13 protein-coding genes are annotated in these 15,823 nt (G+C 63.5%); 7 read left to right on the forward strand and 6 right to left on the reverse strand.

Annotation, left to right across the window (positions count from 1 at the left end; all coding sequences use genetic code 11):
• Window positions 1-421 precede the first annotated feature (421 nt).
• The 3 genes from DF200_RS09490 to DF200_RS09500 all read left to right on the forward strand — a co-directional run bounded on the left by DF200_RS09490 (window position 422) and on the right by DF200_RS09500 (window position 1,994).
• Window positions 422-691: a hypothetical protein gene (locus tag DF200_RS09490; protein WP_109138032.1), complete on the forward strand. Its 270-nt coding sequence runs from the start codon at window positions 422-424 to the stop codon at window positions 689-691.
• 203 nt (window positions 692-894) lie between these two features.
• Window positions 895-1,083: a helix-turn-helix domain-containing protein gene (locus DF200_RS09495; protein ID WP_109138033.1), complete on the forward strand. Its 189-nt coding sequence runs from the start codon at window positions 895-897 to the stop codon at window positions 1,081-1,083.
• Window positions 1,084-1,370: 287 nt separating this feature from the next.
• Window positions 1,371-1,994: an alpha/beta hydrolase gene (locus DF200_RS09500; RefSeq protein ID WP_109138043.1), complete on the forward strand. Its 624-nt coding sequence runs from the start codon at window positions 1,371-1,373 to the stop codon at window positions 1,992-1,994.
• 16 nt (window positions 1,995-2,010) lie between these two features.
• Here DF200_RS09500 and DF200_RS09505 read toward each other — a convergent pair whose 3' ends face one another.
• From DF200_RS09505 to DF200_RS09515, 3 genes are all read right to left on the reverse strand, one after another.
• Window positions 2,011-2,448 (reverse strand): ImmA/IrrE family metallo-endopeptidase, encoded by a 438-nt coding sequence (locus tag DF200_RS09505; protein ID WP_109138034.1) that lies wholly within the window; start codon window positions 2,446-2,448, stop codon window positions 2,011-2,013.
• Window positions 2,432-2,776, reverse strand: coding sequence for a helix-turn-helix domain-containing protein (locus DF200_RS09510; RefSeq protein WP_109138035.1), 345 nt, complete (start codon window positions 2,774-2,776; stop codon window positions 2,432-2,434). Before DF200_RS09510 ends, DF200_RS09505 begins: the two co-directional genes overlap by 17 nt.
• A 105-nt stretch (window positions 2,777-2,881) precedes the next feature.
• Window positions 2,882-3,232, reverse strand: a complete 351-nt coding sequence (locus tag DF200_RS09515) for a hypothetical protein (protein ID WP_146192065.1) — start codon at window positions 3,230-3,232, stop codon at window positions 2,882-2,884.
• 441 nt (window positions 3,233-3,673) lie between these two features.
• Here DF200_RS09515 and DF200_RS09525 point away from each other — a divergent pair, with 441 nt between their 5' ends.
• A complete protein-coding gene (locus DF200_RS09525; RefSeq protein WP_241520222.1) occupies window positions 3,674-7,513 on the forward strand; it encodes a DEAD/DEAH box helicase in 3,840 nt (1,279 codons plus the stop codon).
• Window positions 7,514-7,623: 110 nt separating this feature from the next.
• Window positions 7,624-8,283: a DUF2339 domain-containing protein gene (locus tag DF200_RS09530; RefSeq protein WP_109138038.1), complete on the forward strand. Its 660-nt coding sequence runs from the start codon at window positions 7,624-7,626 to the stop codon at window positions 8,281-8,283.
• Between the two features lie 73 nt (window positions 8,284-8,356).
• Here DF200_RS09530 and DF200_RS09535 read toward each other — a convergent pair whose 3' ends face one another.
• Together DF200_RS09535 and DF200_RS09540 are read right to left on the reverse strand one after the other, a co-directional pair.
• A complete protein-coding gene (locus tag DF200_RS09535) occupies window positions 8,357-9,691 on the reverse strand; it encodes a hypothetical protein (RefSeq protein WP_109138039.1) in 1,335 nt (444 codons plus the stop codon).
• A gap of 88 nt (window positions 9,692-9,779) precedes the next feature.
• Window positions 9,780-11,189, reverse strand: coding sequence for a hypothetical protein (locus DF200_RS09540; RefSeq protein WP_109138040.1), 1,410 nt, complete (start codon window positions 11,187-11,189; stop codon window positions 9,780-9,782).
• 161 nt (window positions 11,190-11,350) lie between these two features.
• Between DF200_RS09540 and DF200_RS09545 the strand changes: the two genes are divergently transcribed.
• Both DF200_RS09545 and DF200_RS11275 read left to right on the forward strand, forming a co-directional pair.
• Entirely contained in the window at window positions 11,351-12,277 is a 927-nt protein-coding gene (locus DF200_RS09545) for an EamA family transporter (protein ID WP_158275840.1), read from the forward strand.
• A 621-nt stretch (window positions 12,278-12,898) separates the two neighbouring features.
• Window positions 12,899-13,024, forward strand: a complete 126-nt coding sequence (locus DF200_RS11275; protein ID WP_277725260.1) for a hypothetical protein — start codon at window positions 12,899-12,901, stop codon at window positions 13,022-13,024.
• A 284-nt stretch (window positions 13,025-13,308) separates the two neighbouring features.
• Here the strand turns inward: DF200_RS11275 and DF200_RS09550 are convergent, their stop codons facing one another.
• Window positions 13,309-15,498 (reverse strand): GmrSD restriction endonuclease domain-containing protein, encoded by a 2,190-nt coding sequence (locus tag DF200_RS09550; protein ID WP_109138042.1) that lies wholly within the window; start codon window positions 15,496-15,498, stop codon window positions 13,309-13,311.
• Window positions 15,499-15,823: the final 325 nt, after the last annotated feature.

The following is a 15,823-nucleotide window of genomic DNA, read 5'->3' on the forward strand; positions in this document are numbered from 1 at the left end:
TTCCATACCCGCACACACAAAAGCCCCGGCCACGACGCCGAGGCTCAACACCCCACCACACAAACTGGCGAAGGCTCAAATTCATGGCGTGTCCCAAGGTGGACGGGATACGCTTGGAGACTACCGGTGAAAGGTGGTGAGCGGTGCCGTTAGGCGATATTGTCGTTGACCAGCGTGTTAGTGCTCGGCATCCCGACGTGTCCGACTATTCGGTACGTGTGGCATGGTCGAACGTCGTGCGGTTCATGCCGCCTGAGGGTACGGACCCATTGCGTTATGTCGCAGTTGGATATGATGAACGAGGGCGTTTGCTGGAAATGATTGCAGTGCTGGACGAGTCGGACCGGTGGCATATATTCCACGCCATGCGGGCGACGGCAAAAGTATTGCGCGAGTTGAGATTATCGTGAAAGGAGCTGTCATGTCTTTTGTTGCCAAAGGTGGCCGCGTGGTCACCGACGAAATGTTGGACCAGTGGGCGGGTGATGCGGATAACGGCGAGTTCGGAGGTAGGCCTGGCGCTGTGTATTCCGGCCCTGTTATGCCTGTTGCTCAGGCTGATGAGGTTTCCCGCACGTTCTCTTTAAGCGCTGACATGTCCGCCATGTTGGATGCTGTCGCCAAGCGTCGTGGCGTGTCCGTCGATGATATCATGCGGCATGCGTTGGTGCGGGAGTTCGCATCGGCTTGATTCCGCTATCGGCGTGTTGCTGGATTCGTTGGGATTCCGGGCGACACTCCGATAGGCTTGACTAATCTGTAACCGTTCGGCTACAGTTGGAGTCTTCAAGTCCGATTGGGTACGGCACCTTGATAACTCAACAGTGATTCGATTTCCCCCGACAGTATCCGAACGGATACAATGGACCCGCCAAACAAAAGCGAGGTGAGTCAATGAGTCTGAAATCAATACGGGAACGTCGCGGCTACACGCAGACGGCGCTATCGGAAGAGTCTGGCGTGAACCGGGTGATGATCAACAACTATGAACGGGGGCGCAAGTCCCCGAACAGCATGACCTTGGATACCGCCTACAGACTGGCCGATGTGCTGGATTGTGAGCCGCGCGAGTTCCTGAAATAAGAGAATGAGCATTTTCATCAGTCGTATTCCCCGGAGACCCAGCGGATTATCGATGACCATGCGGTCGTCTCGTTGAACGCCGGGAAACGTTCGCTGTATGGTAGACGGTGGAACATGGCTGAAGGATCGATGGAATCGACGCAAACGCCGGAAGTAGGCGGAAACAATGGTGCCGGGGATTTCCGACGAGGGGACAACCCATGATTCTGAATGATTCCATCGGGACCAAGCCGCCTGACGGCATGAACGACAGCACGAATGAAACGGAGTGAGCCATGCGACTGGCGATGATTTCGAATATTGACTTCGACCGTGATGACGACGACCATGACGGCAAGTCCGCCGACCTGTTCGTGATGTTCCACGGATACGGCAACGACGAACGGGAGATGGAGCGCATCATCGGTGCCGTCGACCCGGACGCCGACTACATCTCCGTGCAGGCGCCCATCCACCGCACGTATCTTGGCGGCCACGCCTGGTACGACAGCGCCGGATGGGATGATGCCCGCATCCAGGCGCAATGCTCGGCCATCGGCGGCCGTCTGGTTGGTCTGCTCGACGCGGCCGCGTTCGCCGGCCGGCGCATCGTCCTGGTCGGCTTCTCGCAGGGCGGCTATCTTTCCTACCGTCTGCTGGCCGACCATCCCGACGTGTTCGACGCGGCCGTGCTGCTCGCGCCCTCGTTCCACGACGCCGTGGCCACGACGCCCGAGCCGGCAGGCGACGCCCGTCCCGCGGTGTTCCTCGGCTACGGCACCGAGGACCGTCAGATCCCGGAGGCGCAGAAAAACGCCATGCGCGGGGCGCTCGCCCGTTTCGCGGACGTCGAGGAGCATGCGTACGAGCATATGCGTCACGACGTGTGCGAGCGGGAGTTCGCCGACATCCGCGCCTTCCTCCGCCGATGACGAAGCCGCGTCGGCCTCATTCCCCGGCTCCCGTGTTGAGACGAAGCTCATGGATAAGCGCTGGCGGAACCAGCATGTAACCTCCTCCGAAATCGGCCATGCGTTCCGCTACGTCGCTGCTTTCCCGATGCCGGAACAGGCAGTGGCAGCATTCATGTGCCTCCGTGAAACGGGCTCGTTTCGCGGATTCGCAGTTGTTGTATGCTGCGTACCATGTTTCGGAACCGTCTGAGGTCATCAAGGGGAACGAAATACCACTGGGACAATCATTGAGCATCATGAGGTGCGACAGATTCCATGGGTCGAAGGCGTTCAGATACGGTATTGGACGGATGCCGTTCGCTCCCATGAGTTCCATAGGGTCAATCGGTACGCGGATGAACCCGAGCTGTTGGAATGCCGATACAATGCTGCGTTTTATCTCCGTGTAGTATTCATCATCGAATCGGGCCATCGGGTCCCTTTCGCCTTGATTCCAACAGTGTCGTGATGAGTTCTGATACGTCTTCTTCGCTGAGGTCTCCGCCATGTCGCGCGCAGAATCCCAGGACCATGCCGTATTGAGTGGCGATTGTTGGTTTTTGCTGCCCCAGCAGTTCGGCGGATGTTGTGTGCAATACCGTCGCGATGTTGGCGAGCGTGTCGGCACGGGGCTCACTGACACCGGATATGTATTTCGAAATCATCGATTGGCTGACATCGGCTCGTTTGGCCAACTGCGTCTGGGTGATGCCGTATTCGCCCATCAACGTTCTGATCCTTTCCCCAAGTTCCTTGGTCATGGTTCTTTCCTTCTTGTTGTGCGATTGCTTACAATCGAAACCATATCATCGGTATTCATAAAAGAATAATTCGGTCGATGCCGTGGAAGGGCGGAAGTTTCTTTCTCATAGTTCGATGACGATGCCGGTGTTGTATTGGGTGGCCCGTCGGGCGTAGTCGAGGAGGTGCCGGTAGATCTCGGCGAGTCGTGGGGTGATGGGTTGGGTGAGTCGTGCTTCGAGCCATGCGGCGAGGAGCCTGCATTGGCGGGGGTCGAAGAAGTCGACGTCGCCGTAGCCAAGCGTGGTGCCGCATACGCGGTTGACGGGGGCGGTGAAGTCCTCGTCCATCGGATCGCGGTCCGATTCGCGCATCCGATACAACTCGACGTGTTCGTCGGATTGCATCGGATGGGAGGGGATGTTTCCGTAATATGAGGTGACGTTGTCGAAATCGTGGAACAATGCAGCTTCCATGGTCGCGTGTCCTTTCTTTTCAGGATTTTGAAATGGGCTTCGCGCTCTTTGGCCTTGCGGACTCGTTCCTGCTCGACGGGCGACTTTGGGACGATGTCGTCGAGGTAATGCCGCGATGCGTCCGAGTAATCGGCTTTCGTGTCCGACATGAAGACGACTTCCTTTCCGAATCACTGACGATTACTTTCTGATTGGAATCATAGCACAGATATTCATAAATGAATAATTATGTCCGTTGGGTGTTCGGCGAGGTCGGATCGGCCGGTGGGCTCGTGTCTGGTTGATGAATGGCCTCCGTACTATGGCATGAAATGATGGAGCGGCTGATGTCCGGAGATGAAAGGGCGGGTTTCGCGGATGCGGCGGGCCGACCGACGGTGCGAATGATGGCGACACGACCGTATGCTTCGTCTACTATGGTCGGGAAGGCGAAAGGCGGCGATGATGGAGGACGACTGGCGGATGCGGGTGTACGGCGACCGTGGCGGGTCGTCGTATGGGGGCGGATACGGCGACGCCGGTGACTTCGCGTATACCGACGATGACGGATACGCCGCCGATTTTGGCGGCGGATACCATGACGACGTTTCCGACGACGAGGGCGCCGCATACGGCTACCGTGACGAGGCCATCCCCGAACACGTGCTGCGCGTACTCGGCGGAGCGGCCTTCTACCGCGCCTACGACGTCGTCTCCAGCGGCCGGATGCACGACTTGTCCTGCTTCGTCGGTCACGGCTCCGCCACCACGTTGACCGCCCTGGTGACCGGCAGGTCCGGCGGGCCGGACTACCGCGTGCGCGCCACGTTGGACGAGGACCGCGGCCGCGTGCTCGACACCGCCTGCTCATGCCCCGCATACGGCCGCTACGGTTCCGTATGCAAGCACGTCATCGCGCTCATCATGCAATACAACGATTCGCCCGAATCCTTCGACCAGAACGCGCCGGGCGGTGCGGCGGGGCTCTCGTCGGGGCTTGCACCAAGGGGCGTGCGGACCTCGCGCGCGCTCCAGACGTTCATGCGCAAGGAGGAGCAGGACCGCCGTCAGGAGGCGCAGGAACGGCAGATCGATCTGCTCAAACAGGTCAGCGCGCTCGCGTCGGCGGACGATGGCAACGCACGTGGGGGTCGTCGTGGCGTCTCGGGGGCGTCGGTGCTCGACCGCCATATGCCGGTCGGGGGCGTTTCGCTCCGGCCGGGCATCGGCAGGTCGCCGCGGGGGAGCGGATGGCTGTTGCGGCTGCGCATCACCGTGCCGGGCCGCGGCGTCTCCTACGTCGTCAAGGACATCGATGCGCTGTTGCGCGCCATCAGATGGCAGCAATACGTGGTCTATGGCAAGAAGCTCGCTTTCACGCACACGATGGACGCGTTCGACGAGCGTTCCCGCGCCATCATCGGATTGCTGACCCGCGCGGTGGACATCCGCAACGGCATCGAAGCCGGCCGGGACGGGTATCGCGTCCGCGGCGGACATGGGGGCGAGATGCTGCTCGCCGACGCCGAGACCGCCGACCTGCTCGACCTGTACGTGGATTCGGGGGAGACCGTCGACTACGCCCCGTCCGACTATCGTGTATCGGAGATGGCCGCGACCGTCGTGGACGGCGACCCCGACCTCGGCCTGTCGGTCGAACGCGCCGACGACAACGGCAACGACAGAAACGGTGGCGACGGAAACGACGACGACGGCGACGCAGCCGCGCACGGATACGTCATCCGGCACCGGTTGAACGCCGAGGCGCTGATCGTCGGCCAGGGCAGCCGGTTCGTCGTCGTCCGCGCGGCGTCGGACGCGGACGGGTGGGGGCTGCCCGTATTCCACCGGTGCAGCCGTCGTTTCGTGGACGACCGTCGCATCATCTCCCTGCTGTGCAACGACTACGAGTCGGGCGGCCTGTATCTCGGCCCCGACGATGTGGACATGTTCGTACGAACGGTGCTGCCGTACGTCGATCCGATACGTGACGATACTGATGACATGGATCGCATGGATGACACGGATCGCACGGATGACACAGGTCGCACGGATGACACAGGCGGCGCCGACGTGGCGGCGCGCGGCCGTGGCATCCCCATGCGGCTGCCGGAGGAGCTGGCGAGGCGCAAACGCCTGCCATGCCGCATCGAGGTGTATCTCGACCGCGATGCGCGCGGCGTCTCCTGCGACGTGAAGGCGCGCTACGGCGACGAACGATACGACGTGTTCGCCGGCGTCGGCCCGCATGACGTGATGCGCGACCGCGACGCCGAACGGCTGGCCGTCGAGGCCGTATTGCACTACTTCCCCCGGCCGGACGGCCTCGTCGCCCGCATCCCCGAATCCGACGATGACGCCATATACCGTCTGCTCACCGAAGGCCTGCCGGTGCTGCGCGACCTCGGCGACGTGTTCGCCACGCCCGCGTTCGACGGCCTGACCGCCGTGAGCCGGCCGGTCGTCAGGATCGGCCTGTCCGTGAGATCCGATCTGGTGGAGATATCGCCCATCGCCGACGAGATCGACCCCAAGGACGTGCCCGCGCTACTGGCCTCCTACCGCGACAGGCGGCGGTATCATCGTCTGTCGAACGGCGCGTTCGTGACCATGCGCGACGTGAACACCGATGCCGTCGACGGCATCGCCGCCGATCTGGGAATCAGGCCCGAGGAGCTGGCGGCCGGCGTGACGGTGCCCGCGTACGAGGCGTATTATCTCGACCACGAGGTCGACGACGCCGACAAGGACGAGCGGTTCCGCGACTATGTGGACGATCTAAAGGTCATCGACCCGAGGACGTATGTGGTGCCGCCGTCGCTGGCGGATATCCTGCGGCCGTATCAGGCCGAGGGCTTCCGATGGCTGAACGCCGTATGCGACAAGGGGTTCGGCGGCATACTCGCCGACGAGATGGGTCTGGGCAAGACCGTGCAGCTGCTGTCGCTGCTCGTGTACCGCAGGGACGAGTTCCGCGCCGTCGGGCCGAGCCTCATCGTATGCCCGGCGTCGCTGGTCTACAACTGGGCGGCCGAATGCGCGAGGTTCGCGCCCGGGCTGTCGGTCGGCGTCGTGGCCGGCACGAAGGCCGAACGCCGACGCATCCTCGCTGCGGCGCATGGCGGGGGAGCGGCCGACGAGCATCCCGACGTGCTCATCACCTCGTATGACCTGCTGCGGCGCGACATAGCCGAATACGACGGCGTCGAATGCGCGTGCATGGTGCTCGACGAGGCCCAATACGTGAAGAACCATGCGACGAAAACGTCGAAGGCCGTGCGGTCGGTGCATGCGCGGCACCGGTTCGCGCTCACCGGCACGCCCATCGAGAACCGGCTGGCCGAACTGTGGAGCCTCTTCGACTTCCTCATGCCCGGCATGTTCGGATCGTACGCGCACTTCCGCGAACGCTTCGAGATGCCGATACTGAGCGGCGACGGGAAGGCCCAGGCCCGGCTGCAGGCGTTCGTCGGCCCGTTCATCCTGCGCCGCCGCAAGGCCGACGTGCTCAAGGACCTGCCGGAGAAGATCGAGAACGTCGTCACCGTGCGTCTGGAAGGCGAGCAGCGGCGGCTGTACGCGGCCCTTGAGCAGCGTCTGCGGGCCACGATCGACAAGCAGAAGGACGCGGACTTCAACGCGGGACGGATCCAGGTGCTCGCGCAGCTGACCCGTCTGCGCCAGGCCTGCTGCGACCCGCGGCTGGTGTATGCGAACTACGGCGGCGACCTTCCCGGGGACTCCAAGGGCAAGGGGACGGGACGTGGCGCCAAGGCGCCGAAGTCCGCCAAGCTCGACGCCATCGAGGAGCTTGCGCTCTCCTGCCGCGACGCCGGACGCAAGATGCTCATCTTCTCCCAGTTCACCGGCTATCTCGACCTGATCGCCGAACGGCTGCGCCATGACGACATCGCCTACGACGTCATCACCGGGGCCACGCCGAAGAAACGCCGTCTCGAACTCGTCGACGCGTTCAACGCGGACGACACCCCGGTCTTCCTCATCTCGCTGAAGGCCGGCAACACGGGCCTCAACCTCACCGGTGCGTGCGTGGTGGTGCATGCCGACCCGTGGTGGAACGCCGCCGCGCAGAATCAGGCCACCGACCGCGCCCACCGCATCGGCCAGACGCAGGACGTGAACGTGTATCAGATCGTGGCCGAGGACACCATCGAGGAACGCATCATGAACCTCCAGCGCGGCAAGACCGACCTGGCCTCGCGGTTCGTGGATGCCGCGTCGTCGTCCGGCGGCGCCATGGCCGCCCTCACCAAGGACGACCTGCTCGCCCTGCTGGGCTGAGCGTCGGCGGGATGCGTGGTCGGGGAGCCGTGGCCGTCATGGGACCACGAGGGTGCCTCCGGAGTAGGGTGGTATATGGGAATGTCACCGATGATGGAAGGGGAATCCCGATGTCCAATCCGCAGAATCCGATCAATCCACAGGTCCCGCAGAATGCACAGGTGCCGCAGAATACACAGGCTCCGTATGCCCCGCAGCCCCCGCAGGGACTCCACAGCCCGCAGCCCCCGCAGGGGTGGGCTCCCCGGCCGGGATACGCGGCACCGCAGGTGCCCGGGCCGCGTCCGGTGCCGCCGAACCAGGGGTATTGGAACCAGGAGCCGCCGCAGACGGCCCCCGAAGCCGCGCAGGCCGATATCAGCGACGAGAAGATCACCCGGGTCTCCGTCATCCTCATGGTCGTGTTCCTCGGCATCGACGTGCTGCAGAGCATTCCCAACCTGATTCCCGGCTTCGGCGACTACACCAGCATCGCCGCCCGGATCCTCATCGGATTCTCGCCGTGGACGTATCTCGCCTTCGCCCTGGCGGTGTATCTGCTGGGTGAGCGTCTCGCCGCGCCGTCGCGGCCCGAATACGCCACCGTCGGTCCGGTGCTGCTCGCAGTCGGCGCCGTGGCGCGTCTGGTCGCCTCGATCATGGGCGTGTTCATGGTCTACAACATCATCAACTCGCTGCTGCTGATCGTCGCCTACGGCATGCTGCTGGCCATCGCCGTCATCATCCTGCTCGCCGTCCTCGGCAAGGGGAGCGACGCCAAGACCAGATAATCGGCCGGAAAGGCAAGGCACGAAGGCCGGTCTCCGGGTTTCCCGGACGACCGGCCTTTGCATGTTCGCATTCTCACTCCGTCGAGGCGTCGGGCGAGGCATGGTCGTAGACGTAGGTGCCGCCACCGAGGTCCCAATACGTCAGAATCAGCCCGCGTCCGGTCCGGTTGCCGATCTGATGCAGAACATAGGCATCGTCCACGCTTTCCACGCTGATGCCGATGTCCTTGCCGGACGCATCGGTGAACGTGAAGTCCGTGTAGTCGGTGTCGTCGCCGTCGGAATCGGTCTCCGTATGATACGCGAGGGAGCTGAACGTCACCGGTTCGGTTACCGGTCCGCGATGCAGCGTGCCGCTCACGCCGGACAACCCCACGAGGCCGATGACCAGAAATACCGCGACGCCGATGCAGTGGCGCACGATGTTGCGGCGTAGCATCGTCGCGCGCACCGCCTTCGGCTCGTGGCGGTACAGGTCGTCGGCGGCCAGCCCCGCCCCCTGGACCGCCATGTGGATGAGCATCCAGACGGCGAACACCAATGCGGCGACGAACACCACCGCGTTCTGCAGCACGCGTTCCACGCCGTATGGAGACATCGTCCATAGCTGATACGGGATCAGGATGAACAGGCCGCAGAGGAACGTCAACGTCGGAGGATTGAACAGGACGGCGTACCGCGTCTTCGCGTCGTCCAGCGCGTCCTTGTGCTCCTTGCCCGCGGCGGTTTCGGCGTTCGTGGCGGCCGCGGTGTTCGTCTCGGCCATGACGGCTCCCGACGCGTTGGGTGCTCCCCACGCCGCGACAGGCATCACGGGCGCGCCATAGGGTGTGCGCGGCAGATGCGCCAGCCGCCGGTTATGCTCCTCAAGCGTCGCCATGCGACGGGTGATCGTGTAGTCGGTCTTGCCGTCGTTCTTCCGTTCCTCGATCACGTCGTAGGGCATGGGCGGCCGGAACGCCGGATCGGGTTCGATCAGGTCGATGACGTCGGTGCCTTCGATCCACCGGAGAATGATATGCGTGCCGGGCGTCTCCATGAGCCGGGCGTTGCGCCCGTACGCCGGCAGTTTGTCGAATTCGAGTTCGCCTCCATGCTCCAGCCGGATCGTGTATTTGTCGTGGGTTGTCGGATCGCCGTCGGAATCCGTGGTGTGGATCTCCCGGAACGTCCATATGATGGCGCGCGACGTGCGCGTGCCGCGGAGCATGCGCTTCGCGTCGCGCACGATGCCCCAGACGCATCCGCCGACCGCGGCGAGGATGCCCAGCAGGAACAGGAAGTCGGAGAACGTGAGCGGCCCGCCGATGCCCGTCGAGACGAGCCATACGAACCGTACGACCGTATACGCCAGCAACGCCGCGGCAGCCACCGTCAGCATGATGATCTGATCCCGCAGTTTCCTCATGTCATGTTCCTTTGGTCTGGTTCTGTGATGTCGGTGATGTCGGTGATGTCATGGCCGATGCTGATGCCGATGCCGATGCCGTCCGACGTCATTCGGCAGACGGGTCGGGCCGGGCGGAATCGAAGACGGACCTGCCGCCGCCCGCTTCCCAGTAGGTGAGGATGAGCCGTCGTCCGGTCCTGTCGCCGGTCTCGTCGAGGATGTGGCGTTCGTCGTCCTTGTTCACGCGGATGCGGATGACGTTGCCCGAATCGTCGACGAACGTGAAATCGGTGTATTCGCGGGAGTCGCTGCCGTCATCGGACCCCGTGCGGTGGTCGATCGCGCTCAACGTCACCGGTTCGGTGACCGGCCCCCGTCGGATGGTTCCGAGTGTCCACAACGTGCCGGTCAGACCGATGGCCAGGCACAGCACCATGGGCACGAGATGCCGCATCAGGTTGCCGCGGAGCAAGGCGGACCGCGTATCCGCCGTCACGCGCCGGAATGCGACGCTGCGGCCCATCATGACCCGCTGTGCGACGGCGTGGCCGAGCAGCCATGCCGCCAGGGCCAGCAGGGCGAGGAACGGCCATATGGCGAGCAGCATGTGTTCGCGTCCGAACGGCGGGGCGGTATATGTCTTGACTATCGCGATGACGATGAGCAAGGTGACGACGGTTTTCGTCGGCCTGTCGAAAACCCGGTACCGCGCCTTCGCGTCCTCCTGCGCGGCGGTGAACTCCACCTGCCGGGACACCTCGGACCGGACGGCGGGGCCAGAGGCCGAACCTGCCGTGGGACTGCCGGCATCGGCATCATCGGCGTCCGGCCGGTCCGCCGCCGCGTCGATATGGAACCGCACGGCCGGCTCGGCACGGTCCGCCATCGTCCTCTTCGCCGTCGTCGGCGTCGGCGTCGCGTTTGTCTTCGTGCCGCGCACGGCCGCCGCCCGCTCCTCCCGCTCCCAATCGGTGGGAAGACGGTGGGTGACCGTGTAATCGTAACGGTCCTTGTCCACCCGTTCGACGAACGCGTCCTCGGGCCTTGTCGGCGGATACGCCGGGTCGAACATGATCGTCTCGATGATGTCCGTCCCCTCGAACCATCTGAGGATGATATGGGTGCCGGGCGTCCGCGTCCGCACGTCCCGTCCCGCGCCCGCGGGCAGGTCGGAGGAGAGGAAGCTGAGCGTGACGCCGTCATCCATCCGGAACTGATAGGTCTCCCGGGTCGTATCGCCGCCATCGGAATCCGTGGAATGCTCGATCCTGTACAGCCATACGATGCCGCGGGCCGTACGCGGGCCCGTCCTCATACGCCGCACGTTGCGCATGATGGACGCCGCGCAGAGCCCCATCACCGCGACGGTGACGAACAGGCCCGCGATCTCGAAGACCGATGGCATGGCCCCCAGTATGATCTTCGCGATCATCGACGACAGGGAGGGAACGGCGACGATGAGCATCAGTGCGGCGATGACGCCGCGCCGGATGATTCTGTTCCGTAGTCGTCTCATATGATGCGCGGCTCCTCCCCGTCGGCGACGCCTTCCCCGTTCGCATTATCCCCCCGATTCATATGGCGGAACCGTCCGGTCGACGAGAATTCGCCCCGTGTTCATCATCGGGGAACCGTCGACGCGATGGATGCGGACCTTCAGACCCGCGCTATCATCAAATGGTGAACAGAGCGGAAGAAGTGAAGCAGACCCCGCACGGCGTCGCCGCCACGGTGGCGTCGGCATTCGTGTACGGCGTGTTCCCCGTGTATTGGGCGGCGCTCGACGCCGTGCCCTCCATCAACGTGATGCTCTACCGCATCGTCACCGCCGCCGTGGTCATGATGCTGTTCATGCTGTGCACGGGCCGCTGGCACGGCCTCGTCGCCAGCGTCGCGTCGATGTGGCGTACGAAACGCGTGTTCTGGATGGCCGTGGCCGCCGCCGTGCTCGTCACCGTCGACTGGGTCGTCTACATCTATCTCGTCGCCATCGGACGCACGTCCGAGGCGAGCGCGGCCGGCTTCCTCATCCCGCTCGCCAACATGCTGCTCGCTCTGGTCATCCTCCGTGAGAAGGCCAGCGCGCTCGGCATCGCGTCGATGGTCATCGCGTTCGTCGGCGGCGTCCTCTACGTCGTCGACACGGGCGCGTTCCCCGTCCTCGCCCTCGCCATGGTGCTCAGCTACAGCGGCTACTGCCTCATCAAACGATTCGTTCCCCTCGACGCCTTCCAGTCGTTGACGTTCGAGACGGGTGTGCTCACGCCGTTCGCGTTCGTGGCGCTCGCCGTGCAGCCGCAGTTCGGCGTGCCGGCCGGCGTATCGTGGCATGTGTGGGCACTGCTCGCCGGCTGTGGCGTGCTCACCGCCGTCCCGTTGGTGCTCACGTCGTATGGTGTCAAGCACACGACGTTCCTCATGCTGAGCTTCACCCAGTACATCACGCCCACCATCCAGCTGCTGCTCGGCATCTTCGTGCTCGGCGAGCAGGTGCCGGCGCACCGGTTCGTCTCGTTCGGCGTGATATGGCTGGCGTTGGCCGTCTACTCCGTCGATCTCGTCCGTCGTCATCGTCGTCGGCTGGAGCTGGGGCGGGGCCGGTAGGCGGAACATAATCAATCATGGTGTCGATGGCCGTCGAAAGATGTCGATGGAGTCGTGTTCTGAGCCGGAGATTCGTTGCCGGATCGTCTACCCCTCAGACCCGCTTCGCGGGCCAGCTCCCCTGACAAGGGGAGCCGGAGCATAATCAATCATGGTGCCGGTGGCCGTTGACCCGGTCGTGAGGCCGGTCGTGGCTGGCGGGGCCGGTAGGCGGAACATAATCAATCATGGTGCCGGTGGTGCCGTGTTCTGAGCCGGGAATTCGTTGCCGGATCGTCTACCCCTCAGACCCGCTTCGCGGGCCAGCTCCCCTGACAAGGGGAGCCGGAGCATAATCAGCCATGGTGCCGATGGCCGTCGGCCCGGTCTCGGCCGTCGACCCGGTCGTGAGGCCGTTCATATGGTTGCGCGATGGTAAGGAACTACATAGGAGCCATGTTGCGATCCACGGTGACAAAACCGGCAAAAGTCCTGTGTTCCAACGGTTTTTGAGCGTTCTAATGTGTGCTGCCTTACAAAAACTACGGTTTTTCCATGCAACGGATGGAAAACCATTGCCGTCGTAATACGGGTTTCCTAGATTGACAATCGTAACAAGGAAACCAATCAAGGAGGTTCATCATGAAGTTCTCGAAGGCCGTTCAGGAAGGTCTCGCGATGTCCGGATTCGCCAGCATGGATTATGTGAACGCGGACATGCTCGACACCATGCGCTACGTCGCCCGCCAGATCGAAGAGGACAAGTGATTCGACCCCGGTACTGATATCGTCCGGATATCAGCCGTTTCGAATCACCCGGCCTCCGGTCCGGGGAACGACGTTCCGATATACATATACATATCGATAGGGGATGCGGCCAACGGCGTCCGCCCTTCCTCCGTTTTTTCTTCTTTTCTCGAAATTTGGTGAATCCGGTCAGTTAGGGGCGGATTCGAGGGTCTTTATGACGTGTTTGACCAAATAACAGGACCAAGTAACAAGACCAAATAACAGGTCCAAACAAATAACAGCCCGTTACCGTTATCTGACGGTCATTTCAGTGTGTTGAGACGATACGTCTGCCACACGTCGCTGAGCTTCTGGCCGTTGGAGACGCGCCGCCACACGTTGAGCGCCGCGCCCGCGGCCTTGCCGCTCGCCGCCTTCGCCGCCGCGGTGGGGGAGGCGTGTTCCGAGCCGTCCTCAAGGCGGAGTCTGCCGTCGTTCGTCACCGTGGCGAACCATTCCTGACCGAGGCGCGGCCGCTTCCATACGAGTTTTTCGCCGGGCACGAGCAGTCCCGCGTCGATGACCTGCATGATGGTGATGCGCTTCGATCCCTGCGAGGCGCGGCGCGACCCGCGCGTCAGCGTGTCCTCGCTGACCGACGTGAGGTCCACGTTGTCGGCGTCGAAACGGATGTCCCAGAATTCGGCGACCAGATGGACGATCTCCTCCTGACGGCGTTCCAGCACGTCGGGCGTCATGGCCGCCACCGAACGCAGGTCCTCCGTCAGCGGGAAGCGGCGGGATCGCGGCGCTTCGGTGAGGCGCTCCTCGCGTTCCGTGAAGCTGTCGAGCTTCGCCAGCTGCTGCTCGTTCGCGGCCGACAGCACCATGTTGCCGATGCGGTCGGTCCAAAGGTCGCGCGTGGATTCCGGCCATGTGACGAACGACGAGTTCGGGCCGATCTTCTCCGGCAGGATGCGTACCACGTTGATGCTGCGCGGCCGCACCACGGGCGATCCGTTCTTCGCGTCGTTGGCGCGGAGCAGCAACAGCTTCTTCATCGTGTCGTTCACCTGCATCTCGCCGCGCAGACGAGCCAGCGCGGTCTTGCGGTCCTCGTCGCTGACGCTGAATCCGGTGGACTTCTTCGGCTTGCGCCCGTGGTCGAGGTCCTTGAGGATCTGCACCACGCGCTGGCGACGCTGCGACGACGACGCCCGGCTGAGGTTGTCGACGCCGGTCGCGCGTTCCAGGGCGCACAGCACCCTGATGAGCTGCTCCTGGTCCTTCGGCCGGAACGTGATGGTCTGCGGGACGTGGGAGTGGCGCGCCCCGGCGTGCCGTCCGTTGCGCGGGGGCTGCGGGATGCCGTCGCCGGACGGTCCGGAGGCGTCGGCGGGGGAGGAGTCCTGCGGCGTTTGCCCGGCCGTCATGGTCCCCGATCCGATGATGCCGACCTTGCCGATGTTGACCAGCGCCCAGATGGCCACCGACTTCCATTCCGTGGTGGGGAAGTCGTCGAGCCGCACCAGCCATTCGGTCACCTCCTGCGGCAGGTCGTAGGCGTGGGGCTGGTTGATGATGGTCCACGCCGTCGCATACGGCACAAGGATGTTGTTGATGAATTCGACGGCCGTGTTCTTCTCCAGATACGCGTCGAACGCCTTGGACTGGAATCCGTCGAGGATCATGCGATGCGACTTCTTCGGCGAGATGCTCAGCAGCAGGTCGTTGAAGAACGTCTCGATGTTGTTTCCCAGCGGGTCGACGGCGTTGTCCCAGCGTCTGCCGTAGTGGTCGCGGTCGGCGATGTCGATCGCCGAGATCGCCTTGGCCTTGAGCCCGTCCGACGGCGTCAGCGGCATGCCGCGCATGTTCATCACGTCGAAGATGCGGTGCGCGCCCGCCAGGTCGTTCGTCGTCACGATGATCATGAGCACGTTGCTCACCAGATACGAGGCGAAGTAGCGGCGTTCGTCCTGCGTGAGCGAGGAGAGCGCGTCGTATGCCGCCTTCGTGTTCTGCATGATGTTGCGTTGCGCGTTCGACTCCAGGTCGGTGTCGCGCAGGTCGAACAGGCCCTCCAGATTGCCTTCCTGCACATAGTCGCGGAAGAATTCGGCGTCGCGTTCGCGCAGCGTGAGCCGTGGTTCGGCGGCCCGGCCGAACAGACGATTGCCTTCTTCGAGGATCAGAGCGTTGAGGTTGTCGGAGAGGTCGTGGTCGGTCTCCATGGCGCGCAGTATGGCGATGATGATGGTGAGCGACGTGAGCCGCTGCTGCCCGTCGATCACCTGGAACACGCGGTTGTGCGGGTCGCCGTCGCCCACGAGGATCAGCGAGCCGAGGAAATACGGGTGGTCGGGGTGTTCGGAGGCGTCGCGCAGATCGTCCACGAGCTGCAACATGTGCTCCACATGCCACGAGTAGGCGCGTTGGAACGCGGGGATGACGAATTGGTAGTCCGTGGAGAACACCTTGCCCAGTGGTTTTTCGTTCGCGCTGATCGCCATTGCCGCCCCTCGTCTTCCGCACCGCACTATCTGTGCCCACTATAACGCAGAATGCGCGGCATAACCCGGATGACGCGGCCTCCCCTCAGTCCGCCTGCGGCGGCCAGCTCCCCTCCGTCCGGAGGGGAGCCTTTTGCCGAGACGTCCCGTCCAGTCGGCTCCCCTCCGCGAGTGGATCTGTCGGCGGGACCTTCTCCCCAATCGGCTCCCCTCTGTGAGGGGAGCTGTCGGCAAAGCTGACTGAGGGGAGTCGTCACCCTGTCCTGCCCTCCCCTCAGTCCGCCTGCGGCGGCCAGCTCCCCTCCGTCCGGAGGGGAGCCTTTTG

It is taken from the genome of Bifidobacterium catulorum (genome assembly GCF_003129925.1).
Classification (GTDB): Bacteria; Actinomycetota; Actinomycetes; order Actinomycetales; family Bifidobacteriaceae; genus Galliscardovia; species Galliscardovia catulorum.